Origin of the sequence: Pseudomonas sp. SC3(2021) (assembly GCF_019856535.1) — a bacterium.
GTDB classification, from domain to species: Bacteria; Pseudomonadota; Gammaproteobacteria; order Pseudomonadales; family Pseudomonadaceae; genus Aquipseudomonas; species Aquipseudomonas monsensis.
This window is the reverse complement of record NZ_CP082236.1, coordinates 509,870-534,143: the sequence shown is the minus strand read 5'-3', so window position 1 is coordinate 534,143 and position 24,274 is coordinate 509,870. Positions and strand designations below refer to the sequence as shown.

The following is a 24,274-nucleotide window of genomic DNA, read 5'->3' as shown; positions in this document are numbered from 1 at the left end:
CTTGCTCGCGAAGAGGCCGGAACTATCGATGAAGATCTCTAGCCCTTCAATTCCTTCAGGTGCTTGTACACCGTCGCCCGCCCCATGTTCAGCACATTGGCCACATAGTTCGACGCGCTCTTGCCCTTGAACGCGCCCTCGGCGTGCAGGGCCAGCACCAGCTCGCGTTTGTGATCGCGGGTCAGCAGATTCAGGCTCAGCTGCCGCTCGCGCAGCCAGGCGTGGAGGAAGGTGTTGATGCGCTCCTGCCAGTCATCGCGAAACAGAGAGTCCGGTTGCGGGATCAGTTTGCTCGGCGACAGAAACAGGTCCAGCGCCGCCTTCGCATTTTCGAACAGCGAAATATTCAGGTTGATGCACAGCACCGCCAGCGGCAGACCTTCGCTGTCGCGCAATACGGTGCTCAGGCTGCGGATTTTCTGACCGTCCCAGTTGAGCTTTTCGTACGGGCCGATGTTGCGGTCGCTGACATCTTCGCTAAGCATGTCTTCCAGCGACGACTCATCACCGATCACTCGCTTGGACAGGTTGTTGGCGATGTAGTCGACCTTTTGCGTGCGCAGGTCGTGCAGCACCACTTCGGCGTGGGGAAAGAACAGCGTGGCGATGGCGTCGGCGATGGCACGGAAGTTATCCAGTGCCGGATCGAATTCGGGGGCAGTCATGACTGTGGAGCTCCAGGCGGCGTCAGCGCCCCCGTGCACGGGGGCGCTGCGAGTGTGCCGCAATCCGTTGGGCGCGTCATCCGCAGGGGCCATCAGCGCAGCCGTGAAGGGGAGAGCATGGCGCGGCTGAGGCCGAACTGCTGCAGATGCTCCGGCAACGACTGACCTCGCACCAGTGCCGCACTGGCCTGGCCCATCGCCGGTGAAGTCTGGATACCGTAACCGCCCTGCGCCGCGACCCAGAACAGCCCCGGCACCTGCTGATCGAAACCACTGAGCAGGTCACCGTCGGCGACGAAGCTGCGCAAACCGGCCCAGGTCCGGGTCGGGCGGCGGATGGTCAGCGTCGTGGCTTCTTCGATCTGGTAGATGCCCATGGCGATGTCCAGCTCCTCCGGCTGCACGTCGTGAGGTTCGACCGGATCGGCATTCGCTGGCGAGCCGAGGAACATCCCGGCGTCGGGCTTCATGTAGAACGATTCGTCGAGGCTGACCAGCATCGGCCAGTGATGAATGTCGACGCCTTCGGGCCCGGCGAAGATAAACGCGGCGCGGCGTTTCGGTTGCAGGCCCAGCGGGCGGGCGCCGGCCAATGCGCCGATCTTGTCGGCCCAGGCGCCGGCGGCGTTGATGATGATCGGTGCGCTGAACGTCTGGCTATTGGTTTGCACTTGCCACTGGCCGTCAGCGTCGCGACTCAGGCTCAGCACCTCGCAATCGGTGTGCACTTCGCCGTTGTTGCGGCGGATGCCGCGCAGGTAACCCTGATGCAGGGCGTCGGTGTCGATGTCGCTGGCGGTCGGGTCGTAGATCGCGCCATGGACTTTCTCCCGACGCAGGATCGGCAGGCGGGCGCAGGCTTCGTCGGCGCTGAGTAATTGCATCTCCGGTACCGTGGCTTTGGCGCTGAGGTACTGGTTGTTCAGTTCAGCGGCGTCGCCGGTGAAATCGACAGTCATTTCGCCGCGCGGGGTCAGCAATGGATGCTCGCAGAAGCCACTCGGCGGCTGATCGAAAAACTCACGGCTGGCGAGGGTCAGCGCGCGCACCTGCGGCGTTCCGTACGCGGCGGTGTAGAGCGCCGCCGAGCGTCCGGTGGAGTGGTAAGCCGGGTGCGACTCACGTTCCAGCACGATCACTTTGGCGTGCGGCGACAGCCAGAAACCGGTGGAAGCGCCGGCAATCCCGCCGCCAATGATGATGAAGTCTGCCTGGCTCATGAATGTCTCCGGGGTGGACGCGATATCAAGAAGTTCGCGATCTCCTGCAGGAGTGAGCCTGCTCGCGATAGCGCTTTTACATTCAACATTAACGTTGACTGATATACCGCTATCGCGAGCAGGCTCACTCCTACAGGGGATTTGTGGTGTTAGTTGGTCAAGTGATAAAGCGCATTGGCCAGGGCGATGTCTTCCAGGCCCAGACCAATTGAACGGAAAAATACGTGACGGTTGTAACCGGGGCGCGGCACTTTCTCGCTGAGCAGGTCGGCGAGATCACCGACGATCAAATCCTTGCTCCAGCCATGCTGTTCGGTCGCGATCAGCATCTCACCTGCCGAACCCGGCGTGGTCAGACGATAGTCACAGAATACCTGCATGTCGCCCAGGTTCTGCGGCGGCACTTCATGGGCGCGTGGGGCGTTGGTGCTGATCGAGGTGATCAGCGCCGGTTTGCTCAAGGTGGCCGGGTCGATGACCGGCCCGGCGGACGAGGTGCAGAGCATGATCGCGTCAGCATCGTCGAGGACGGTGTCGCGGCTGTCGGCAATTTTCACGCCCGGGAAGATCGCTTTCAGCTGCGCCCGGGTTTGCGCATCTTCCGACAGGCTCGGCGAATACACGCTGATGCTCTGCCAGTCGCGCAGGCCTTTCACATAATGAAGATGTGCCTGAGCGACCTTGCCGCTGCCGATGATCGCCAGTCGCGACGCATTCAGCGGGGCGAGGGCATCGACGGCCACTGCCGTGGTCGCGGCGGTACGTGCGGTGGTCAGTTCACCGGCATCGCACAGCAGCAGTGGCTGACCGGTGTGCATCGACATCAACAGTGTCCACGCTGTCACCAGTGCACCTTGCTCGCGAACGATATACGGCGAGGTTTTCACGCCGTACACACCGTCCTCGGCCAGCACGCCCAGATAATTGATGAAGTCGCCGGCACCCTGCGGGAATTCCACCAGTTGCTGCGCCGGTTGCACGGCATGGCCGGCGGCAAGATCGCGGAACAGCTTGCGCAGGATCTGCGGCACATCAATGCGCGCCAGCAGCGCACGAGCCTCGGCTTGGTCAATCACGTAGGGCTTACTGGACATGTCAGGCTCCGCAGTCTAGGTGTAAACTAATTTGTCCATTATGGACTTTTAGTTTTGTCTCGCAAGCGCCTGATGAACTGCCGGGCGAAAAAAAAAGCGCAGTCCGTTGCCGGCTGCGCTTCTTTTAATGGCGTCGCTTACTGTGGACGCTTGCGCTCAACCGCACGCAGCAGATGCGTCGGTGGCGTTTCACAGCTGATCTTGCGGCCCAGCTTCTCTTCGATGGACGGCAACTGGTAGGAGTCGTCTTCACCGGCGAAGCTGATCGACACCCCGTCGGCACCCGCGCGACCGGTACGGCCGATGCGGTGCACGTAGTCGTCCGGCACTTCCGGCAGGGTGAAGTTGATCACGTGGCTGATGCCGTCGATGTGGATGCCGCGACCGGCGACATCGGTGGCCACCAGTACGCGGATCTTGCCTTCGCGGAAGCCTTCCAGGGTCTTGATGCGCTTGTGTTGCGGCACGTCGCCGGACAGTTGCGCGGCGTTGATGCCGTCACGCACCAGGCGTTCTTCGATACGGCGCACTTCGTCCTTGCGGTTGGCAAACACGATCACCCGTTCCCAGCCGTTGTCGTTGACCAGGTTGTAGAGCAGTTTGTATTTGTCGGCACCGGCTACCGCGTAAATGTGCTGCTCGACATTTTCGTTGGCCACGTTGGTGACTTCGATTTCGACGATCGCAGGGTCGGTGGTCCATTGCTTGGCCAGGTTCATCACGTCTTCGGTGAAGGTCGCGGAGAACAGCAGGGTCTGGCGTTCGCTTTTCGGTGGGGTCTGGCGAATGATCTGCCGCACTTGCGGGATGAAGCCCATGTCGAGCATGCGGTCGGCTTCGTCCAGCACCATCACTTCGACCATGTCCAGGTGCACGTCGCCACGCTGGTTGAAGTCGAGCAGACGGCCCGGGGTAGCGACGAGGATGTCGCAGTGCCGCGCTTCGAGGTGTTTGAGCTGCTTGTCGAAATCCATACCGCCCACGAACGTCATCACGTTGAGGCCGGTGTACTTGGTCAGGTCGGCGGCGTCCTTGGCGATCTGCACCACCAGCTCACGGGTCGGCGCGATGATCAGCGCACGGGGTTCGCCCATGTAGCGTTCTTTCGGCGGCGGTGTCTGCAACAGCTGAGTGATGATCGAGATCAGGAATGCGGCGGTCTTGCCGGTACCGGTCTGCGCCCGACCGATGGCGTCTTTGCCGGCGAGGGTGAAACCCAGCACCTGCGCCTGGATCGGCGTGCAATACGGAAACCCCAGGTCCTGGATGGCGTGCATCAGTTCTGGAGCGAGTTTGAAGTCGTGAAAGCGGGTTTTGCCTTCCTGGGGTTCGACGGCGAAATCTTCGAGTTTCCAGGGAATGACCGGTGCCTTGGGCTTCGGTTCGCGGCGCGGCCTGGCCGGTTTCGGTGCTTCGGTGCGCACAGGTGCGGCGGCGATAGCAGGTTGCGGCTCGGACTCGGGTGTCGCTACCGGAGCCGGACGTTCAGCCTTGGGCGCATCGCTGCGGGGGCCGGGGGCGTGCGACGGCGCACTGGGAACTGGCGCGAGCTGCTCAGCCTCGCTTTTACCGAACATTTTCTTGAGTGCTTCGAGCACGGTCATCTCATCAATTGATTAAGGAATGTACGCCGGCCAGTGTAATGCAAGAAACGGGCGCGGCGTAGTGGGATGATCAAAGCGGTCCGCCAAGCGGCCGAATCAGCGCAGGCGCTCGCTCAGCCAGATGCCGATATCGCGAATTTCTTCGGGTAACACTTCGTGCTCCATTGGGTATTCCTGCCATGTCACGGTGACACCATGCTTCACCAAATGCTCATAGGCACTGCGCCCCATCGAGTTCTGCACCACGTTATCGAACTGGCCGTGCAGGCACAGAGCGGGAATGCGCTGCTGACTGGCTAAAAACTCCATCTCGTCGGTAAAGGTCGGGGCATACGTGGAGAGGGCAAGGACGCCACCCAGCGGGCCTTCCCATTTCCTGAAAGCGGTGTGCAGCACTACGGCGCCACCCTGGGAAAAACCGGCAAGGAAAATCCGCGAGGCGTCTATTCCGCTAGCTCGCTGCACGTCGATCAGTTTGACGATGCGATCTGACGATTCTTCCAGTTGCTCGCGGTCAATCGCCCGCGCCGGGCTCATGGCCTTTATGTCGTACCAGCTCGGCATTGCATAGCCGCCATTGATGGTGACGGGCAGGGTTGGCGCCTGCGGCAGGACGAAGCGAGTGCTCAGCAAGGTTTCCTGCAGGGCTTCGGCCACTGGCAGGAAGTCGTAGCGATCAGCGCCGAGGCCGTGCAGCCAGATAACGCAGGCGTCTGCGTGCTTGACGGGTTCAAGAATAAGGGGCTCGGTCATGGCTGCTCCAATAGTGTGCGGGCGCGCTCATTGAGTGCGTGATTTGCGTGCGCGCCCGGTCGATCCGTTAAGAAGATGTCGCAAGGCTACAAGTTTTGCTATTGACCTGTCGCGCAATCGCTTAAGCAAGCGGTGTGGTACGGGCTTTGCTTTGGAGGACTCTGTACGAAGCATCCTGCGCGCGGCGGTAACACTATCAGTGTACGACTTGCGACGGGATTGCAACGAATCCGGTGATGGATGTTCGCCAATGGCCACTACGGGCTTAGCGAACGTGAAAGGGCTACAGCCCGTTCGGCCGATTGGTGAGAAGTGAGTTGTCCATGATGTGGATTTTCTCCTACTAGACTCATAGCGAAGGTCTTACGTCGGTTGACCCCAAAAAAAGCCAACACGGGTCAACAACGCCTCAAAAGGGTGCGACTGGACTCAAGCTCCGACACAACAAGAGCAAAACTGGAGGTTTGAATGAAGATGTTGAAATCCACTCTGGCGATCGTGACTGCAGCAACAGTGCTCGGCGTCAGCGGGTTCGCTCAGGCGGGTGCAACCCTGGATGCCGTGCAGAAGAAGGGTTTCGTGCAGTGTGGCGTGAGCGACGGTCTGCCGGGCTTCTCGGTTCCGGACGCAACCGGCAAGATCCTCGGCATCGACGCTGACGTCTGCCGTGCCGTGGCCGCTGCCGTGTTCGGCGACGCGACCAAGGTCAAGTTCAGTCAGTTGAACGCCAAGGAGCGCTTCACCGCGCTGCAATCGGGCGAGATCGACATCCTGTCGCGCAACACCACCATGACCAGCTCGCGTGACGCAGGCATGGGCCTGAAATTCCCGGGCTTCATCACCTACTACGATGGCATCGGCTTCCTGGTAAACAACAAGCTGGGCGTGAAGAGTGCCAAGGAACTGGACGGTGCAACCATCTGCATCCAGGCCGGTACCACCACCGAACTGAACGTTTCCGACTACTTCCGTGGCAACGGTCTGAAATACACCCCGATCACCTTCGACACCTCCGATGAAAGCGCCAAGTCGCTGGAATCCGGTCGTTGCGACGTGCTGACCTCGGACAAATCCCAACTCTTCGCCCAGCGCTCCAAGCTGGCGTCGCCGAAGGACTACGTGGTTCTGCCGGAAACCATTTCCAAAGAACCGCTGGGCCCGGTCGTGCGTAACGGTGACGACGAGTGGCTGGCCATCGTGCGCTGGGTTGGCTACGCGCTGCTCAACGCTGAAGAAGCCGGTATCACTTCGAAGAACGTCGAAGCCGAAGCCAAGTCGACCAAGAACCCGGACGTCGCGCGGATGCTCGGCGCTGACGGTGAATACGGTAAAGACCTGAAACTGCCGAAAGACTGGGTTGTGCAGATCGTCAAGCAAGTCGGCAACTACGGTGAAATCTTCGAGAAAAACCTCGGCAAGAGCACGCCGCTGGAAATCGACCGTGGCCTGAACGCCCTGTGGAACAACGGCGGCATTCAGTACGCACCACCAGTGCGCTAATGGTTCTATCGCCCGGCGGGCCAACCGCCGGGTGATGTTCTTGTTCCATTTCTTCCGGGGCACTTCATGCAAAATTCAATCGGCGCACCAAAGCAGAGGCTCAGCCTCAGCGATCCACGAGTGCGTGCGTGGCTCTTCCAGATCATTACCGTTGTGGCGGTGGTCTCGCTGGGCTGGTACCTGTTCGACAACACGCAAACCAACCTTCAGCACCGGGGCATTACCTCCGGTTTCGGCTTTCTGGAGCGCAGTGCCGGGTTCGGCATCGCTCAACACCTGATCGACTACACCGAAGCGGACAGTTATGCCCGGGTGTTTGTCATCGGTCTGCTCAACACGTTGCTGGTGACCGTGATCGGCGTGATCCTGGCGACGATCCTCGGTTTCATCATTGGTGTGGCGCGGCTGTCGCAGAACTGGATCATCAGCAAACTGGCGACTGTGTATGTGGAAGTGTTCCGCAACATTCCGCCGCTGCTGCAAATCCTGTTCTGGTATTTCGCGGTGTTCCTGACCATGCCGGGGCCGCGCAACAGCCACAACTTCGGCGACACCTTCTTCGTCAGCAGCCGTGGCCTGAACATGCCGGCCGCACTGGCAGCCGACGGTTTCTGGGCGTTCGTGATCAGCATCGTCGTGGCCATCATCGCCACGGTCCTGATGTGCCGCTGGGCCAACAAACGCTTCGAAGAAACCGGCGTGCCGTTCCACAAGTTCTGGACGGGGCTGGCGATCATGCTGGTGATCCCGGCCTTGTGCGCGCTGATCTTCGGCGCCCCGCTGCACTGGGAGATGCCGAAGCTGCAAGGCTTCAACTTCGTCGGTGGCTGGGTGCTGATCCCGGAACTGCTCGCCCTGACGCTGGCCCTGACCGTGTACACCGCGGCGTTCATCGCCGAGATCGTGCGCTCCGGGATCAAGTCGGTCAGCCACGGCCAGACCGAAGCGGCACGCTCCCTGGGCCTGCGCAACGGTCCGACCCTGCGCAAGGTGATCATCCCGCAAGCCCTGCGCGTGATCATTCCGCCACTGACCAGCCAATACCTGAACCTGGCGAAAAACTCGTCCCTGGCGGCCGGTATCGGTTACCCGGAAATGGTTTCGCTGTTCGCCGGCACCGTGCTCAACCAGACCGGTCAGGCGATCGAGGTGATTGCCATCACCATGAGCGTTTACCTGGCGATCAGTATCAGCATTTCCCTGCTGATGAACTGGTACAACAAGCGCATTGCGCTGATCGAGCGGTAAGGAAAAGCGCATGAGTACTCATACTTTCAAACCCGACATGCCCCCACCGAGCAGCAGCATTGGTGTGGTGGCATGGATGCGCGCGAACATGTTCTCCAGCTGGCTCAATACCCTGCTGACGCTGTTCGCGTTCTACCTGATCTATCTGGTGGTTCCTCCGATTCTCAGTTGGGCGATTCTCGATGCCAACTGGGTCGGCACCACTCGCGCCGATTGCACCAAGGACGGCGCCTGCTGGGTGTTCATTCAGCAGCGTTTTGGTCAGTTCATGTACGGCTACTACCCGACGGAACTGCGCTGGCGCGTGGACCTGACCGTGTGGCTGGCGGTGATCGGCGTGGCGCCACTGTTCATCTCGCGCTTCCCGCGTAAAGCGGTGTACGGGCTGAGCTTCCTGGTGCTGTACCCGATCATTGCCTACATCCTGCTGCACGGCGGTTTCGGTCTGAGCAATGTGGCGACCAGCCAGTGGGGCGGCCTGATGCTGACCCTGGTCATCGCTACCGTCGGTATCGCCGGAGCCTTGCCGCTGGGGATTGTGCTGGCGCTGGGACGTCGTTCGAACATGCCGGCGATTCGTGTGGTCTGCGTGACCTTCATCGAATTCTGGCGCGGCGTGCCGTTGATCACGGTGCTGTTCATGTCCTCGGTGATGCTGCCGCTGTTCCTGCCCGAAGGCATGAACTTCGACAAGCTGCTGCGGGCGCTGATCGGCGTGATTCTGTTCCAGTCGGCCTATGTGGCCGAGGTGGTGCGCGGCGGTCTGCAAGCGATCCCCAAAGGTCAGTACGAAGCGGCTGCGGCGATGGGCCTCGGTTACTGGCGCTCGATGGGCCTGGTGATTCTGCCGCAAGCCCTGAAGCTGGTGATTCCCGGCATCGTCAACACCTTCATTGCGCTGTTCAAGGACACCAGTCTGGTGATCATCATCGGCCTGTTTGACCTGCTCAACAGCGTCAAGCAAGCCGCTGCCGATCCGAAATGGCTGGGCATGGCCACCGAAGGCTACGTGTTCGCCGCCCTGGTGTTCTGGATTTTCTGTTTTGGTATGTCGCGCTATTCCATGCATCTGGAACGCAAGCTCGACACTGGCCACAAGCGTTAGGAGTTCTGTAAATGAGTGAAGCAATCAAAAAGCCTGTAGGTCCTGAAGGCATTATTCAGATGCAGGGCGTCAACAAGTGGTACGGCCAGTTCCACGTGCTGAAAGACATCAACCTCAACGTCAAACAGGGCGAGCGTATCGTCCTGTGCGGCCCATCGGGTTCCGGCAAGTCGACCACCATCCGCTGCCTCAATCGTCTGGAAGAACACCAGCAGGGCCGCATCGTCGTCGACGGCGTGGAACTGACCAACGACCTCAAGCAGATCGAAGCGATCCGCCGCGAAGTCGGCATGGTGTTCCAGCACTTCAACCTGTTCCCGCACCTGACCATTTTGCAGAACTGCACCCTGGCGCCAATGTGGGTGCGCAAGATGCCCAAGCGCAAGGCCGAGGAAATCGCCATGCATTACCTGGAGCGCGTACGCATTCCAGAGCAGGCGCACAAGTTTCCGGGGCAACTGTCCGGTGGTCAGCAACAGCGTGTGGCGATTGCCCGCGCGCTGTGCATGAAGCCGAAAATCATGCTGTTCGACGAGCCGACCTCGGCGCTCGACCCGGAAATGGTGAAAGAAGTGCTCGACACCATGATCGGTCTGGCTGAAGACGGCATGACCATGCTCTGCGTGACCCACGAAATGGGCTTCGCCCGCACCGTGGCCAACCGCGTGATCTTCATGGACAAGGGCGAAATCGTTGAACAGGCGGCGCCGAATGACTTCTTCGATAATCCGCAGAATGATCGGACTAAGTTGTTCTTGAGTCAGATTTTGCATTGATCTGACCTACGTTCTGAAATAAACCCGGACCGAGCTCCGGGTTTATTTTTACCGGATTTTGTCAGGGCACCGGTGCCGTCTCCTGTTCCGGGAAGCGCGCGGCGAGCAATCGCCGCAAGTCACTGCCTTCGTTCATCGCGTGTATTTCGGCGAGCAGATGAGGGTGACGATCCAGCACGCGCATAAGGCTGAACAACGGTTGAGGCGGCGGAAGCTCGCCGCGTTCGTAGCGGGAAAAAGCGTTGTGACCTCCACCGGATAGCAATTTAACTGCTTCTTTTTGGGTGAGATGCAATTTGCGGCGGATGCGTTTCATCTCGGCGCCCATTACGTGGAAGCACTCTTCGAGCAATTTATCGCCGGCGTCGGAATAACGTTCGGCGCTGTCAGTATCGTTATCAAAAATGATCTCGCCGCAGGCTGCGCATTCCCACCCTGCAATGTCGTGCACCCAACGTGAAACGTTCTTGTAGTTGACAGTCAAACTGCGACGTTCGAAATGTTGCATCGCCTCTTGAGTACCACAGCTCATGCATTGCCGTGTATTCATAAATTCTTCTCCTTGAAAGAGATCACGGGAGGACCGCCGTTGGGGCAGTAGGTGATTTTGATATACAACTCCAAGTCGTGATATCCAATATGGTAAACGTCCTGCCAGTGTCGGTGGTTGGTGTAGCTAGTCATGGACTTGTAGAACATTCGACGATCCAGCGAGCAGATGGCTTGCTGCATATGTTTGAGGTTTAACCCCATTCCCTTGCCCGAGCTCATCGCGCTTCCTGTAAAGGCTTTGGCGCCCCGTCTGATGACCTCTTGCTTCACTACCGCCAAGTCGTAATGGGGTGTGTTCTTTTCCATAAGAAACCAAAACCCTGTCCCTGAAATTACCCTTAAAGGGTAATTTTGACCAACCGAAAATGCCGCTCCATGTGTCTCCGATTGACCCTAGGTGGTTGCCGTCCTACACGGGTCTGACTAACATGTCAGAAAATTCATCCTATGATTGGATGAAAGGGCGAATCCTATGTCAGACATTTCTCCACTTATCAAACGATCCTTGGTCGATCAGGCCCTGGATCAACTCCGCCAGCGCATCAACAGCGGTGCCTGGAAGGTCGGCGAGCGTCTGCCGACCGAGCCGGAGCTGTGTGCCGAGCTGGGCATCAGCCGCAACACCGTGCGCGAAGCCATGCGCGTGCTGGCGTTTTCCGGATTGATCGAGATTCGTCAGGGCGATGGCAGTTACTTGCGCGCCGTGGTTGATCCGCTCGACACGCTCAAAGCCTTGTCGCGCTGCTCGCTCGATCAGGCACGGGAAACCCGACATATCCTCGAAGTCGAGGCCATCGGCCTGGCGGCGTTGCGCCGTACCGACGAGGACCTCGTCGCATTACGTGAGGCGCTCGGCACCAGCGGCAGCCACTACCACGGCGATCTCGACACTTACATCGCTTGCGATCTGGTGTTCCACCGCCGTCTGGTTGACGCCGCGCACAACCCGACCCTCAGCGAGCTGTATCGCTATTTCTCCAGCATCGTCGGCGCGCAATTGCGCCAGACCCTGAACATCGTCCCGCGCCGTCAGGAAGTGTTCGACTTGCACATCGAGCTGCTCGATGCGGTCGAGCAACGCGATCCGGAACGGGCCAAAGCCTTGTCGAGGCAGTTGATCAATGAACCTTGAAACCGAGAAGTCCATGTCACGCAGTGAGATATCCACAACCCCGAAGCGCACGGCAGAACTCGAAGAGCTGCTGATCGACGCCGAGGCCGATGATGAACAAGTGCAGCAGAACCATCCGCTGGTGCGCCGGCCATGGCTGTTGCTGCTGGGCTTGATTCTGGTGGCGCTGAACCTGCGTCCGGCGCTGTCGAGCATGGCGCCGCTGCTCAGCGACGTGTCGAAAAGCCTTGGTTTGTCGGCAGCTCAGGCCGGTTTGCTGACCACGTTGCCGGTGCTCTGCCTCGGTTTGTTTGCACCGCTCGCGCCGATTCTGGCGCGCCGCTTCGGTGCCGAGCGGGTGGTGTTGGGGATTCTGTTGACGCTGGCCGGCGGCATCATTTTGCGCAGCAACTTTGGTGAGATCGGCCTGTTTGCTGGCAGCGTATTGGGCGGCGCGAGCATTGGTATTGTCGGGGTATTGCTGCCAGGCATCGTCAAACGCGACTTTGCCAGGCACGCCGGGACCATGACCGGTGTCTACACCATGGCGCTGTGTCTGGGGGCGGCGATGGCGGCGGGTTCCAGCGTGCCGTTGAGTGAGCATTTCGATCACAGTTGGGCGATGGGCCTGGGTTTCTGGGTAATTCCGGCGCTGGTTGCGGCAGTGTTCTGGTTGCCGCAAGTCGGGCAGAAACACGGTGCGCACAATGTTGCCTATCGTGTACGCGGTCTGCTGCGTGATCCGCTGGCATGGCAGGTGACCTTGTACATGGGCCTGCAATCGTCGCTGGCCTACATCGTGTTTGGCTGGTTGCCGTCGATCCTGATCGGTCGTGGTCTGACGCCGACCCAGGCCGGTCTGGTGTTGTCCGGTTCGGTGATCATTCAACTGGCCAGCTCCCTCGCGGCACCGTGGCTGGCGACTCGCGGCAAGGATCAGCGTCTGGCGATCGTGATCGTGATGGCCCTGACCCTTGGTGGTTTGTTCGGTTGTCTGTATGCGCCGATCAACGGCCTGTGGGGCTGGGCGATTCTGCTGGGCCTGGGGCAGGGCGGCACGTTCAGCCTGGCCCTGACGTTGATCGTGCTGCGCTCGCGCGATTCCCATGTTGCGGCGAACCTGTCGAGCATGTCCCAGGGTTTCGGTTACACCCTGGCCTCGATGGGCCCGTTCGCGGTCGGCGTGGTGCATGACTGGACCGGTGGCTGGAACGCGGTGGGGTGGATCTTTGGCATCATTGGTACAGGCGCGATCATTGCCGGGCTGGGTGCGGGCCGGGCGCTGTACGTGCAAGTGCAAAGCGAAAAAATCTGACGCGTAACCCTTTTTTGGGGCCAATGATATCCAATGTGGGAGCGAGCTTGCTCGCGAAGACGGTGGTTCAGGCAAAGATCATGTTGAATGTGCCGGCCTCTTCGCGAGCAAGCTCGCTCCCACAGTTTTTGGGGCGCCTTGAAGATCGTGCGTGGTATTCGGTTTACGAATGCCGATAGTGTTTCTGCGCATTGCAGATTATGGTGCTGGCACTCTGTACCTATTTTGGAGTTTGCCCATGAGCGAAGCCCACGCCGCCCTGATCACCCGTTTCTACCAGGCCTTCCAGCGCCTCGACGCCGAAGCCATGGCCGCCTGTTACACCGATGACGTGGTGTTCAGCGACCCGGCATTCGGCGAGCTGCGCGGGCGCGAGGCCGGCGACATGTGGCGCATGCTCACCACCCGCGCCAAAGACTTCTCGCTGACCTTCGACAATGTCCGCGCCGATGAGCGCAGCGGTGGTGCGCACTGGGTGGCGACGTATCTGTTCAGTCAGACCGGCAACGTGGTGATCAACGATATCCAGGCACGTTTCGTCTTCCGTGACGGCAAGATCTGCGAGCATCACGATCATTTCGACCTGTGGCGCTGGTCGCGTCAGGCCCTGGGTTTCAAAGGCCTGCTGCTGGGCTGGACGCCTTTGGTACGCAACGCCGTGCGTGCGCAGGCGTTGAAAGGGCTGAAGGCATTTCAGACCAGTCGCTGATAAGATCGCGGCCTGTCTCCTACACGTCTTGATCCCGAAGTGACCAGCCCTGGCGAAAATTCTGTCGATACTGCCGAACCGGTGAGCAAATCCTGGTTCGTCTATCTCGTTCGCGCAGCCAATGGTTCGTTGTATTGCGGGATCAGTGACGACCCGGTGCGCCGTTTTGCCAAACATCAGAGCGGCAAAGGCGCACGGTTTTTCCTCTCCAGCCCGGCGATGGCACTGGTCTACACCGAGCGTTGCCGCGACAAGAGCGACGCCTTGCGCCAGGAACGGCTGATCAAAAAGCTGCGCAAGAGCGCCAAGGAATGCCTGGTCGCGTCTTATCAATCAGACTGATCAGTTCCCATCAGGCAGATCTGTAGGCTGCTAAGAAAATGCGCGCTAAGCTGCCGACTCACTATCTGAGCGGCGGAGCCGAGCATGTCCGAGTTGATTCTCCATCATTACCCGACCTCTCCATTTGCCGAGAAGGCCCGCCTTCTGCTGGGGTTCAAAGGCTTGTCCTGGCGTTCGGTGCACATCTCGCCGGTAATGCCCAAGCCAGATCTGACCGCCCTGACCGGTGGCTATCGCAAGACCCCGGTGCTGCAGATCGGTGCCGACATTTACTGCGACACTTCGCTGATCGCGCGTCGCCTGGAGCAGGAAAAAGCCCTGCCGGCGTTTTTCCCGGAAGGTCAGGAAATGACCAGCGCCAGTTTCGCCGCGTGGGCTGATTCGGTGGTCTTCCAGCATGCCGTCAGCCTGGTGTTCCAGCCGGAGTCGGTGGCGGTGCGTTTCGGCAAGTTGCCGCCGGAAGCGATCAAGGCGTTCATCGCTGATCGGGCCGGGTTGTTCAGTGGCGGCAGCGCGACGCGGTTGTCGGCCGAGCAGGCCAAGCACCAGTGGCCAACGATCATGGCGCGCCTGGAGCAGCAGTTGCAGCGCGAGCAGGGCGACTTCCTGTTCGGCGAGCCGTCGATTGCCGACTTCGCCCTGGCGCATCCCCTTTGGTTCCTCAAGGCGACGCACGTCACCGCACCGTTGGTCGATGACTATCCGGCTGTCGCGGCATGGCTCGGGCGTGTGCTGGGCTTCGGTCATGGCGCGGCAAGCGCGATGACTGCCGAGGAGGCGCTGGAAGTGGCGCGTAGCTCGACGCCGGCGGCGCTGCCGGACGAGCAGTTTGAAGACCCGAACGGGTTCAAGGCCGGGCAGCAAGTGGCGATTGCCGCCACCGATTACGGGGTGGATCCAGTGGTGGGCGAGTTGTTGTTTGCCGGCCGTGAGGAGCTGATCCTGCGCCGCGAAGATCCGCGTGGCGGTGTGGTGCATGTGCACTTCCCGCGCTTCGGCTTCCGCATCGAAGCCAAGTAACAGCGACCGACCCTGTGGCGAGCGAGCAAGCTCCCTCGCCACAGGGGTGTGCGTTACTTCAAAGCCGCCAGAATTTCATCCGGGTCGAATCCGCGAATCAATGTGCCGTTAACGTCGATCAACGGAATCCCGCGTCCACCCAATGCCTCGTACGCCTTGCGCGCCTCGGCATCCTTCTCGATATCGAACTCCTTGAATGGAATCCCCTTGCTGTCGAGAAAGCGTTTGGTCTGCTTGCAGTAGCCACACCAGTCGGTGGCGTAGAGCACGACATTAGCCTGCGCCCGGGTCTGCTCCGAAACCATTTGCGACGGATTGAATACCCGCTCGATCTTGCCCCAGTTCTGATAGATCACAACCACCAGCAGAACCAGCGCAACCTTCTTCAGCACATTGCCGAGCATCAGTTGCGGCGCTTCAGTTGATCGGTGAGCGACGTTGGCAGGCCCTTGATTACCAGGGTGCCAGCCTCTTCGTCGTACTCGATCTTCGAGCCCAGCAGGTGTGCTTCAAAGCTGATCGACAGGCCTTCGGCGCGACCGGTGAAGCGGCGGAACTGGTTGAGAGTGCGTTTGTCTGCCGGAATCTCCGGCGACAGGCCGTAGTCCTTGTTGCGGATGTGGTCGTAGAAGGCTTTCGGGCGTTCTTCGTCGATCAACTCCGAGAGCTCTTCCAGGCCCATCGGCTCGCCGAGTTTGGCCTGGCTGCTGGCGTAGTCCACCAGGGTTTTGGTTTTCTCGCGGGCGGCGTCTTCCGGCAGATCTTCGCTTTCGACGAAGTCACTGAAGGCCTTGAGCAGGGTGCGGGTCTCGCCCGGGCCGTCGACGCCTTCCTGGCAGCCGATGAAGTCGCGGAAGTATTCCGAGACCTTCTTGCCGTTCTTGCCCTTGATGAACGAGATGTACTGCTTGGACTGCTTGTTGTTCTGCCACTCGGAGACGTTGATTCGCGCCGCCAGGTGCAACTGGCCGAGGTCGAGGTGGCGCGACGGGGTCACGTCCAGCTCGTCGGTCACTGCCACGCCTTCACTGTGGTGCAGCAGGGCGATGGCCAGGTAATCGGTCATGCCTTGCTGATAGTGGGCGAACAACACATGGCCACCGACCGACAGGTTCGATTCTTCCATCAGCTTTTGCAGGTGTTCGACCGCGACTTTGCTGAAGGCGGTGAAGTCCTTGCCGCCGTCCATGTATTCCTTCAGCCAGCCGCTGAACGGGAACGCGCCGGATTCCGGATGGAACAAACCCCAAGCTTTGCCCTGTTTGGCGTTATAGCTCTCGTTGAGGTCGGCGAGCATGTTCTCGATGGCTGCGGATTCGGCCAGTTCAGTGTCACGGGCGTGCAGAACTGCGGGCGTGCCGTCGGGTTTTTTGTCGATCAGGTGGACGATGCAATGACGGATCGGCATGGGCTTCTCGGCTGTTGGAAGGGAGGAGGGCAGGCTCCCCCGAAAAAGCGCCCAGTGTACCGCAACCACTGGTTTTGGCGCGGGGTGAAGGGCAAATCCGGGGCGGGCGGCGGCCCTTATGCAGTTTTTTACCGATTTAGCGCAATAAACCTGACCAAATGGGTAGCTAGAGGCGGATATTTCCCCGTCTCTGTGCTAGTTTTGCCCGGTCTTACGCGAAGTCACTGCGTTAAGCGTGCATTCAGCATTTGTCAGGTCGAACCAAACCCTGATTTCGGCATCTATAACCCCGACTCGTCGTGGTTATCGCCGAGGGTGCCAGATCCAGAAGATCGGGCTCGATGGCTGACACTGCACTCTGCAATCCATATGAATTTGATAGGGAAGGAACACTACATGGCTCTTACTAAAGACCAACTGATCGCCGACATCGCTGAAGCTATCGACGCGCCGAAAACCACCGCGCGTAACGCTCTGGACCAACTGGGCCAAATCGTTGCCGATCAGCTGGAAAACGGCGGCGAAATCACCTTGCCAGGTATCGGCAAGCTGAAAGTGACCGAGCGTCCTGCCCGCACTGGCCGTAACCCTTCGACTGGCGCTGCCATCGAAATCCCTGCCAAGAAAGTGATCAAGCTGGTTGTGGCCAAAGGCCTGACCGACGCTGTGAACAAGTAAGACGCAGCGATAAAAAAACCGTGCACCGGAGCGATCCGGGCACGGTTTTTTTGTGCCTGCGATTTGATGGCCGCCTCCTGAGCACCATAAGCCATTGTGGGAGCGAGCTTGCTCGCGGAGGCAGTGTGTCAGTCAAAGTTGAATTGACTGATGCACCGCATTCGCGAGCAAGCTCGCTCCCACAATTGATTTGTGTCCGGCGATGCAATGTTTAGCGAACCCAGCGCTCGCGGCGCCAGATCTGCTGTTCGGACTTGGTCTGGAAGGTCCAAGCCACGAAGCGGCTCTGCTTCTGGCCCTGCGACATCTCCACCACCTGGCTTTCCAGCACGCCGGCCTTTTTCAGCGCGGTCTCGATGGCAGGCAGGTTCGAGGCTTTCGACACCAGCGTGCTGAACCACAGCACCTTGTGCTGGAAGTTCGCGCTCTCGGCGATCAATTGCGTCACGAACCGTGCTTCGCCGCCTTCACACCACAGCTCGGCCGATTGACCGCCGAAGTTCAGCACCGGCAGCTTGCGTTTCGGATCAGCCTTGCCCAGTGCGCGCCACTTGCGCTCGCTGCCCTTGGTCGCTTCTTCCATCGAAGCGTGGAACGGCGGATTGCACATGGTCAGGTCAAAGCGCTCACCCGGCTCCAGCAAGCCGATCAGGATGTGCTTGCGGTTTTCCTGTTGGCGCAGCTGGATCACTTTGCTCAGATCGTTGGACTGAACGATGGCTCTGGCGGCCGCCACGGCGGTCGGGTCGATTTCCGAGCCGAGGAAGTGCCAGCGATATTCGCTGTTGCCGATCAGCGGGTACACGCAGTTGGCGCCCATGCCGATGTCCAGCACATTGACGATGGCACCGCGCGGCACCTTGCCGTCGTTCATGCTCGCCAGCAGATCTGCGAGGAAGTGCACGTAATCGGCACGACCCGGCACCGGTGGGCAGAGGTAGTCCGCCGGAATGTCCCAATGCTGGATGCCATAGAACGCCTTGAGCAGCGCCCGGTTGAACACGCGCACCGCATCGGGGCTGGCGAAGTCGATGCTTTCCTTGCCGTACGGGTTGGTGATCACGAACTTCGCCAGTTCCGGCGTGGTTTTGATCAGCGCCGGGAAGTCATAGCGACCCTGATGGCGATTGCGCGGGTGCAGGCTGGCCTTTTCACGCGGCTCAACGGTCTTGGCCGGGGTCGCGGAATCAGGCTTCTTGCGCGCAGGTTTGGGTGTGCGGGGGGCGTTCATGGGCGTGGTCGATTCGGGTATGGCTGAAAGTGGCGGGTATTGTCCCACATCCAGCCGCTGCGAACTCAATATCAGCAACACCACCGATCTCTGTGGGAGCGAGCTTGCTCGCGAAAGCGTCCTCTCAGTCAGCATCACTTTCGCCTGACACGGCCTCTTCGCGAGCAAGCTCGCTCCCACAGGGATTGGCAGTGGATGAAGGAAAGTAGGCAATAAAAAAGGCGCGTCACCCGATCGGGTGGCGCGCCTTTTTAATGCGATTTACCAGTTACAGGCTGGAAATCCGCGCGTGTTGCTCGGCCAGTTTGCCCAAAGCCTGTTCAGCCTCGGCCAGTTTGGCGCGTTCTTTCTCGATGACTTCGGCCGGGGCCTTGTCAACGAAACCGGCATTGGACAGTTTGCCGCCAACCCGCTGGACCTCGCCCTGCAGACGCAGGATTTCCTTGTCCAGACGCGCCAGTTCGGCGCCCTTGTCGATCAGGCCGGCCATTGGCACCAGCACTTCCATCTCGCCAACCAGTGCGGTCGCGGACAGCGGCGCTTCTTCGCCAGCCTTCAGAACGGTGATCGATTCCAGACGCGCCAGCTTCTTCAGCAGCGCTTCGTTCTCGGTCAGACGGCGCTGGTCTTCAGCGCTGACGTTCTTCAGGTAGATCGGCAGCGGCTTGCCCGGGCCGATGTTCATTTCGCCACGGATGTTACGCGTGCCGAGCATCAGGCCTTTCAGCCATTCGATGTCGTCTTCGGCGGCCGGATCGATGCGCTCTTCGTTGGCCACTGGCCACGCTTGCAGCATGATCGTCTTGCCCTGAATGCCGGCCAGCGGCGCGATGCGCTGCCAGATTTCTTCAGTGATGAACGGCATGAACGGGTGCGCCAGGCGCAGCGCAACTTCCAGGACGCGCACCAGTGTGCGACGGGTGCCGCGCTGACGTTCAACCGGCGCGTTCTCGTCCCACAGCACAGGCTTGGACAGTTCCAGGTACCAGTCGCAGTATTGGTTCCAGATGAACTCGTACAGCGCTTGCGCGGCGAGGTCGAAACGGAACTGATCCAGTTGACGGGTCACTTCGGCTTCGGTGCGTTGCAGTTGCGAGATGATCCAGCGATCCGCCAGCGACAGCTCGTAGGCTTCGCCGTTCTGGCCGCAGTCTTCGCCCTTGTCCAGAACATAACGCGCGGCGTTCCAGATCTTGTTGCAGAAGTTGCGATAGCCTTCGACGCGGCCCATGTCGAACTTGATGTCGCGACCGGTGGAAGCCAGCGAGCAGAAAGTGAAGCGCAGGGCGTCGGTGCCGTAGCTGGCGATGCCGTCGGCGAACTCGTCGCGGGTCTGCTTCTCGATCTTCTTCGCCAGTTTCGGCTGCATCATGCCCGAGGTGCGTTTCTGCACCAGCGCTTCAAGCTCAATACCGTCGATGATGTCCAGCGGGTCGAGGACGTTACCCTTGGACTTGGACATCTTCTGGCCCTGACCATCACGCACCAGACCGTGTACATAGACGGTCTTGAACGGCACCTGCGGGGTGCCGTCCTCGTTCTTGATCAGGTGCATGGTCAGCATGATCATCCGGGCAACCCAGAAGAAAATGATGTCGAAACCGGTCACCAGCACGTCGGTGGAGTGGAATTTCTTCAGGAACTCGGTCTTTTCCGGCCAGCCCAGCGTCGAGAAGGTCCACAGGCCCGAACTGAACCAGGTGTCGAGTACGTCGTTGTCCTGTTGCAGCGCAACGTCCGGGCCGAGGTTGTGCTTGGCACGCACTTCCGCTTCGTCGCGGCCTACATAGACCTTGCCCGACTCGTCGTACCAGGCCGGAATCCGGTGGCCCCACCACAGCTGACGGCTGATGCACCAGTCCTGGATGTCGCGCATCCACGAGAAGTACATGTTTTCGTACTGTTTCGGCACGAACTGGATGCGACCGTCTTCAACGGCAGCAATCGCTGGCTCGGCCAGCGGTTTGGTCGACACATACCACTGGTCGGTCAGCCACGGCTCGATGATGGTGCCGGAGCGATCGCCTTTCGGCACTTTCAGCGCGTGATCGTTGACGCTGACCAGCAGGCCGGCGGCGTCGAACGCAGCCACGATCTGCTTACGCGCTTCGAAACGCTCGAGACCGGCGAATTCAGCCGGGATCTTGCCGTCGATGCTGTCGTTCAGTGTGCCGTCGAGGTTGAACACCTGGGCCGCTGGCAGCACGTTGGCGTTCTTGTCGAAGATGTTCAGCAACGGCAGGTTGTGGCGCTTGCCGACTTCGTAGTCGTTGAAATCGTGAGCCGGGGTGATTTTCACGCAGCCGGTGCCGAATTCAGGGTCGCAGTAATCGTCGGCGATGATCGGGATGCGGCGGCCAAGCAGTGGCAGCTCGACAAACTTGCCGATCAGGGCTTTGTAGCGCTCATCGTTCGGGTTAACCGCGACGGCGGAGTCGCCGAGCATGGTTTCCGGGCGGGTGGTCGCGACGATCAGGAAATCGTTACCTTCAGCGGTTTTCGCGCCGTCGGCCAGCGGGTACTTGAGGTTCCACAGGAAACCTTTCTCGTCGTGGTTTTCCACTTCGAGGTCGGAAATCGCCGTGTGCAGCTTGGTGTCCCAGTTGACCAGACGCTTGCCGCGGTAGATCAGGCCGTCCTCGTGCAGGCGCACGAAGGCTTCTTTGACCGCTTCCGAGAGACCGTCGTCCATGGTGAAGCGCTCGCGGCTCCAGTCCACGGACGAACCGAGGCGGCGGATCTGACGGCTGATGTTGCCACCGGACTGATCCTTCCACTCCCAGACTTTCTCGAGGAATTTTTCGCGGCCCAGGTCATGACGGTTCTGGCCGGTGGCTTCCAGTTGACGCTCCACCAGCATCTGCGTGGCGATACCGGCGTGGTCGGTGCCCGGCTGCCACAGGGTGTTGCGACCCTGCATGCGGCGGAAACGGATCAGGGCGTCCATGATCGCGTTGTTGAAACCGTGACCCATGTGCAGGCTGCCGGTGACGTTCGGCGGCGGGATCATGATGGTGTAGGAATCGCCCGCGCCTTGCGGTGCGAAATAGTTCTCGGACTCCCAGGTGTTGTACCAGGAAGTTTCAATGGCGTGCGGCTGGTAGGTCTTATCCATGCGCGGCGGGACCCTATTGGCATTTATTCAGGAAAAGCCGGGAAGTATAGCGGGGCATGGGGCCGAGGGCGAGCGGGGCGGGCCGGGTGGAGATCTAAAATGTGGGAGCCAGCCTGCTGGCGATAGCATCACCGCGGTTTTTCCGCAGAACCGCACTGATGCTATCGCCAGCAGGCTGCCTCCCACAGGGGATTGGGGTTATTCGTACTGGCTGAGCAGCCGTTCCATCCGCGCGTCGAGGCGGCGTTTGATTTCGGTTTCGATGTGCGGCGCGAAGTCGTCAATCACGTCTTGCATGATCAATTGCGCGGCGGCGCGCAGTTCGCTGTCCAGGTGGAGCAGGGCGTCCGGGCCTTTGGCAGCGGGCGCAGCAGGTTGTGCGGCGGGTGCAACGGGGGCGGGAGGGGGTTCGACGGCTGGCGGTTCGCTGACGACCGGGTCGAACAACATCGGAATCTGTTCCTGTTCGCCTTCATCGACCGTATCGGTCAGCAGCGGCGGTTGCAGGTTGTCATCGCCGAGCAACTGGCGGATCGATTCGAGATCGTCCAGCAGGTGCGCAGACTTTTGCAGCGGTTTTGGAGTGTCCATCGGCGTACTCAGAGTCGCTGTAAACGGTGGTCTTGCAGAGGATAGCCCTGTTCGCGGTAGAAACGGAAACTCTCCCGTGCCGCCGCGCGAATCGTCGGATCTTCCACCACCACCTCCGCCACGCGGGCGAATTTGCTGGCGAAGGCCGGGACTTTCAGGTCGAGATTGACCAGCAGGTCCTGATGTTGACCGCAGTCGTCACCCAGGCCCAATACGATCAAGCCGTCCGGTTCGCTGTCGGCGGGACCGTGCGGCACGAAACTTTCGCCCTTGAACGCCCACAGGCGCGCATCGAGATCATCACGCTGGGCAACATCGCTGCAATGCAGATAGATGCGGTGGCCCATGCGCCAGGCTTTCTCGGTGAGCTTGCAGGCAAAATCCAGGCGCGCGGACGGATCGGCGCTGGGCAGGATATAAAAGTCGACTTTGGTCATTACGGTTCCTGATGTGCGGGCGGCGCCACCGTTCAGTGACGCCGCCGCACGTCATCGGTTTCAGGCTTTGGCGCGGTCCAGCAGGTACTGGGTCAGCAGTGGAACCGGACGGCCGGTGGCGCCCTTGTCCTTGCCGCCGCTGGTCCAGGCGGTGCCGGCGATGTCCAGGTGCGCCCAGTTCAGGTTCTTGGTGAAGCGCGACAGGAAGCACGCGGCGGTGATGGTGCCGGCCTTCGGCCCGCCAATGTTGGCGATGTCGGCGAACGGGCTGTCCAGTTGCTCCTGGTACTCGTCGAACAGCGGCAGTTGCCAGGCGCGGTCGTCAGCGGTTTTACCGGCGCTGAGCAGTTGCTCGATCAGTTCGTCGTTGTTGCCCAGCAGGCCGGAAGTGTGTGCACCCAGTGCCACGACGCAAGCGCCGGTCAGGGTCGCAATGTCGATCACTGCTTGTGGCTTGAAGCGCTCGGAATAGGTCAGCGCGTCGCACAGCACCAGACGGCCTTCGGCGTCGGTGTTGAGGATTTCCACGGTCTGGCCGCTCATGGTGGTGACGATGTCGCCCGGACGCGAAGCGTTGCCGCTCGGCATGTTTTCGGCGCAGGCGAGGATGCACACCAGGTTGATCGGCAGTTTCAGCTCAAGCACGGCACGCAGGGTGCCGAACACGCTGGCGGCGCCGCCCATGTCGTATTTCATCTCGTCCATGCCGGCGCCCGGCTTCAGGCTGATGCCGCCGGTGTCGAAAGTGATGCCTTTACCGACCAGTGCGTATGGCTTCTCGGACTTCTTGCCACCGTTGTACTGCATGACGATCAGGCGTGGCGGCTGGGCGCTGCCCTGGCCGACGGCGTAGAACGAGCCCATGCCCAGGGATTTGATCTTCTTCTCGTCGAGGACTTCGACTTTCAGATCCTTGAATTCCTTGCCGAGGTTCTTGGCTTGCTCGCCGAGGAACGTCGGGTGGCAGATGTTCGGTGGCAGGTTACCCAGATCACGGGTGAAGGCCATGCCGTTGGCGATCGCGGTGGCGTGATTCACGGCGCGTTGCACTTCGGCTTGAGCAGCCTTGATGGTCAGCAGGGTGATTTTCTTCAGGGCGCGCGGTTCGGCTTTCTGGCTCTTGAACTGGTCGAAGGTGTATTTGCCGTCCACCAGGGTTTCCGCCAGCAGACGGGTCTTGCCGTAGCTGTCGCGGTTTTTTACGATGACTTCATCCAGCGCCAGCACGGCATCGCTGCCGCCCAGGCCTTTGAGGGTGTTGAGGATGCCGGCTACGATTTTGCGGAACGGACGGTCGCCGAGTTCTTCATCCTTGCCCACGCCGACCAGCAGCACGCGCTCGGCTTTCAGGTTCGGCAGGCTGTGCAGCAGCAGGCTCTGGCCGACCTTGCCGGCCAGATCGCCACGCTTGAGTACGGCGCTGATCGCGCCACCGCTCAACTCGTCGACCTGTCTGGCGGCGGTGCCGAGTTTGCGGCCTTCGCCGACGGCAACCACCAGGGTGGCGGTTTTCAACGTTTCTGGGCTAACGCTTTTTACAACCAGTTCCATGTCCGGATCCCTGAATGAATGGTCAACACGCAGGCGTTCGACGGTGTCCGCACTCGCCTGCTTATAGATAGAAGAGGCGCAGGCCAAAGCCTGCGACAAGGGCCGCAGTTTGAACCTCGCTCCCCGCGCCTGACAACCCTCGGTTGTACGATCTTCAACGTATTACGCGTGCGGATGAGTGTGCGCAGTGACAGGCGCCCTCAATCACAGGATAATGCCGCATCTTTTTTCGACGGCTCTGCGTTGCGG

The 24,274-nt window shown here is 60.3% G+C and carries 24 protein-coding genes; 10 read left to right on the top strand and 14 right to left on the bottom strand.

Annotated features, from left to right (window positions below; genetic code table 11):
* Positions 1 to 38 precede the first annotated feature (38 nt).
* The 5 genes from K5Y35_RS02530 to K5Y35_RS02510 all read right to left on the bottom strand — a co-directional run bounded on the left by K5Y35_RS02530 (position 39) and on the right by K5Y35_RS02510 (position 5,336).
* Positions 39 to 665 carry a transcriptional regulator gene (locus K5Y35_RS02530; protein ID WP_123464853.1) on the bottom strand — a complete coding sequence of 209 codons (627 nt, stop codon included), beginning with the start codon at positions 663 to 665 and terminating at the stop codon, positions 39 to 41.
* 92 nt (positions 666 to 757) lie between these two features.
* Positions 758 to 1,885 carry an NAD(P)/FAD-dependent oxidoreductase gene (locus K5Y35_RS02525; protein WP_222833609.1) on the bottom strand — a complete coding sequence of 376 codons (1,128 nt, stop codon included), beginning with the start codon at positions 1,883 to 1,885 and terminating at the stop codon, positions 758 to 760.
* A gap of 149 nt (positions 1,886 to 2,034) precedes the next feature.
* The gene (locus K5Y35_RS02520) at positions 2,035 to 2,979 is read right to left on the bottom strand and encodes an ornithine cyclodeaminase family protein (RefSeq protein WP_222833608.1); all 945 of its coding nucleotides are present in this window, start codon (positions 2,977 to 2,979) and stop codon (positions 2,035 to 2,037) included.
* A 137-nt stretch (positions 2,980 to 3,116) separates the two neighbouring features.
* On the bottom strand, positions 3,117 to 4,583 hold the full coding sequence (rhlB, locus tag K5Y35_RS02515) for an ATP-dependent RNA helicase RhlB (RefSeq protein ID WP_123464859.1): 1,467 nt from the start codon (positions 4,581 to 4,583) through the stop codon (positions 3,117 to 3,119).
* A gap of 96 nt (positions 4,584 to 4,679) precedes the next feature.
* Positions 4,680 to 5,336, bottom strand: coding sequence for an alpha/beta hydrolase (locus tag K5Y35_RS02510; RefSeq protein ID WP_222833607.1), 657 nt, complete (start codon positions 5,334 to 5,336; stop codon positions 4,680 to 4,682).
* Between the two features lie 468 nt (positions 5,337 to 5,804).
* On the opposite strand from K5Y35_RS02510, the gene K5Y35_RS02505 reads away from it, so the two are divergent.
* The 4 genes from K5Y35_RS02505 to K5Y35_RS02490 all read left to right on the top strand — a co-directional run bounded on the left by K5Y35_RS02505 (position 5,805) and on the right by K5Y35_RS02490 (position 9,965).
* Positions 5,805 to 6,836 carry an amino acid ABC transporter substrate-binding protein gene (locus K5Y35_RS02505; RefSeq protein WP_095050968.1) on the top strand — a complete coding sequence of 344 codons (1,032 nt, stop codon included), beginning with the start codon at positions 5,805 to 5,807 and terminating at the stop codon, positions 6,834 to 6,836.
* A 66-nt stretch (positions 6,837 to 6,902) separates the two neighbouring features.
* Positions 6,903 to 8,084, top strand: a complete 1,182-nt coding sequence (locus K5Y35_RS02500; RefSeq protein ID WP_123464863.1) for an amino acid ABC transporter permease — start codon at positions 6,903 to 6,905, stop codon at positions 8,082 to 8,084.
* 10 nt (positions 8,085 to 8,094) lie between these two features.
* Positions 8,095 to 9,189: an amino acid ABC transporter permease gene (locus K5Y35_RS02495; RefSeq protein ID WP_123464865.1), complete on the top strand. Its 1,095-nt coding sequence runs from the start codon at positions 8,095 to 8,097 to the stop codon at positions 9,187 to 9,189.
* 11 nt (positions 9,190 to 9,200) lie between these two features.
* Entirely contained in the window at positions 9,201 to 9,965 is a 765-nt protein-coding gene (locus K5Y35_RS02490) for an amino acid ABC transporter ATP-binding protein (protein WP_003221897.1), read from the top strand.
* A 61-nt stretch (positions 9,966 to 10,026) separates the two neighbouring features.
* On the opposite strand, the gene K5Y35_RS02485 is transcribed toward K5Y35_RS02490, so the two are convergent.
* Together K5Y35_RS02485 and K5Y35_RS02480 are read right to left on the bottom strand one after the other, a co-directional pair.
* Positions 10,027 to 10,515, bottom strand: a complete 489-nt coding sequence (locus K5Y35_RS02485; RefSeq protein WP_222833606.1) for a type II toxin-antitoxin system MqsA family antitoxin — start codon at positions 10,513 to 10,515, stop codon at positions 10,027 to 10,029.
* A complete protein-coding gene (locus K5Y35_RS02480; RefSeq protein WP_222833605.1) occupies positions 10,512 to 10,823 on the bottom strand; it encodes a type II toxin-antitoxin system MqsR family toxin in 312 nt (103 codons plus the stop codon). The genes K5Y35_RS02485 and K5Y35_RS02480 overlap by 4 nt, the downstream gene beginning before the upstream one ends.
* Positions 10,824 to 10,989: 166 nt before the next feature.
* On the opposite strand from K5Y35_RS02480, the gene K5Y35_RS02475 reads away from it, so the two are divergent.
* From K5Y35_RS02475 to K5Y35_RS02455, 5 genes are all read left to right on the top strand, one after another.
* A complete protein-coding gene (locus K5Y35_RS02475; protein ID WP_123464869.1) occupies positions 10,990 to 11,649 on the top strand; it encodes a FadR/GntR family transcriptional regulator in 660 nt (219 codons plus the stop codon).
* Complete coding sequence (locus K5Y35_RS02470; protein WP_222833604.1) at positions 11,639 to 12,943, top strand: CynX/NimT family MFS transporter; 1,305 nt, start codon at positions 11,639 to 11,641, stop codon at positions 12,941 to 12,943. Before K5Y35_RS02475 ends, K5Y35_RS02470 begins: the two co-directional genes overlap by 11 nt.
* 238 nt (positions 12,944 to 13,181) lie before the next feature.
* Complete coding sequence (locus tag K5Y35_RS02465; protein WP_123464873.1) at positions 13,182 to 13,652, top strand: nuclear transport factor 2 family protein; 471 nt, start codon at positions 13,182 to 13,184, stop codon at positions 13,650 to 13,652.
* 39 nt (positions 13,653 to 13,691) lie between these two features.
* A complete protein-coding gene (locus K5Y35_RS02460) occupies positions 13,692 to 13,994 on the top strand; it encodes a GIY-YIG nuclease family protein (protein WP_123464875.1) in 303 nt (100 codons plus the stop codon).
* An 84-nt stretch (positions 13,995 to 14,078) separates the two neighbouring features.
* Positions 14,079 to 15,014: a glutathione S-transferase family protein gene (locus K5Y35_RS02455; protein ID WP_128614615.1), complete on the top strand. Its 936-nt coding sequence runs from the start codon at positions 14,079 to 14,081 to the stop codon at positions 15,012 to 15,014.
* 53 nt (positions 15,015 to 15,067) lie between these two features.
* Here the strand turns inward: K5Y35_RS02455 and K5Y35_RS02450 are convergent, their stop codons facing one another.
* Together K5Y35_RS02450 and yejK are read right to left on the bottom strand one after the other, a co-directional pair.
* Complete coding sequence (locus tag K5Y35_RS02450; RefSeq protein ID WP_222833603.1) at positions 15,068 to 15,418, bottom strand: glutaredoxin family protein; 351 nt, start codon at positions 15,416 to 15,418, stop codon at positions 15,068 to 15,070.
* Positions 15,418 to 16,422: a nucleoid-associated protein YejK gene (yejK, locus tag K5Y35_RS02445; protein ID WP_123464881.1), complete on the bottom strand. Its 1,005-nt coding sequence runs from the start codon at positions 16,420 to 16,422 to the stop codon at positions 15,418 to 15,420. Before yejK ends, K5Y35_RS02450 begins: the two co-directional genes overlap by 1 nt.
* Before the next feature lie 396 nt (positions 16,423 to 16,818).
* Here yejK and K5Y35_RS02440 point away from each other — a divergent pair, with 396 nt between their 5' ends.
* A complete protein-coding gene (locus tag K5Y35_RS02440; protein WP_003221909.1) occupies positions 16,819 to 17,100 on the top strand; it encodes an HU family DNA-binding protein in 282 nt (93 codons plus the stop codon).
* Between the two features lie 211 nt (positions 17,101 to 17,311).
* Here K5Y35_RS02440 and rlmF read toward each other — a convergent pair whose 3' ends face one another.
* From rlmF to K5Y35_RS02415, 5 genes are all read right to left on the bottom strand, one after another.
* Positions 17,312 to 18,331 (bottom strand): 23S rRNA (adenine(1618)-N(6))-methyltransferase RlmF, encoded by a 1,020-nt coding sequence (rlmF, locus tag K5Y35_RS02435; protein ID WP_123464883.1) that lies wholly within the window; start codon positions 18,329 to 18,331, stop codon positions 17,312 to 17,314.
* Between the two features lie 268 nt (positions 18,332 to 18,599).
* Positions 18,600 to 21,446: a valine--tRNA ligase gene (locus K5Y35_RS02430; protein WP_222833602.1), complete on the bottom strand. Its 2,847-nt coding sequence runs from the start codon at positions 21,444 to 21,446 to the stop codon at positions 18,600 to 18,602.
* Between the two features lie 198 nt (positions 21,447 to 21,644).
* On the bottom strand, positions 21,645 to 22,037 hold the full coding sequence (locus K5Y35_RS02425) for a DNA polymerase III subunit chi (RefSeq protein WP_222833601.1): 393 nt from the start codon (positions 22,035 to 22,037) through the stop codon (positions 21,645 to 21,647).
* 8 nt (positions 22,038 to 22,045) lie between these two features.
* On the bottom strand, positions 22,046 to 22,474 hold the full coding sequence (locus K5Y35_RS02420; RefSeq protein ID WP_123464889.1) for a DNA polymerase III subunit chi: 429 nt from the start codon (positions 22,472 to 22,474) through the stop codon (positions 22,046 to 22,048).
* 60 nt (positions 22,475 to 22,534) lie between these two features.
* Positions 22,535 to 24,025: a leucyl aminopeptidase gene (locus K5Y35_RS02415; RefSeq protein ID WP_123464891.1), complete on the bottom strand. Its 1,491-nt coding sequence runs from the start codon at positions 24,023 to 24,025 to the stop codon at positions 22,535 to 22,537.
* Between the last annotated feature and the right edge of the window lie 249 nt (positions 24,026 to 24,274).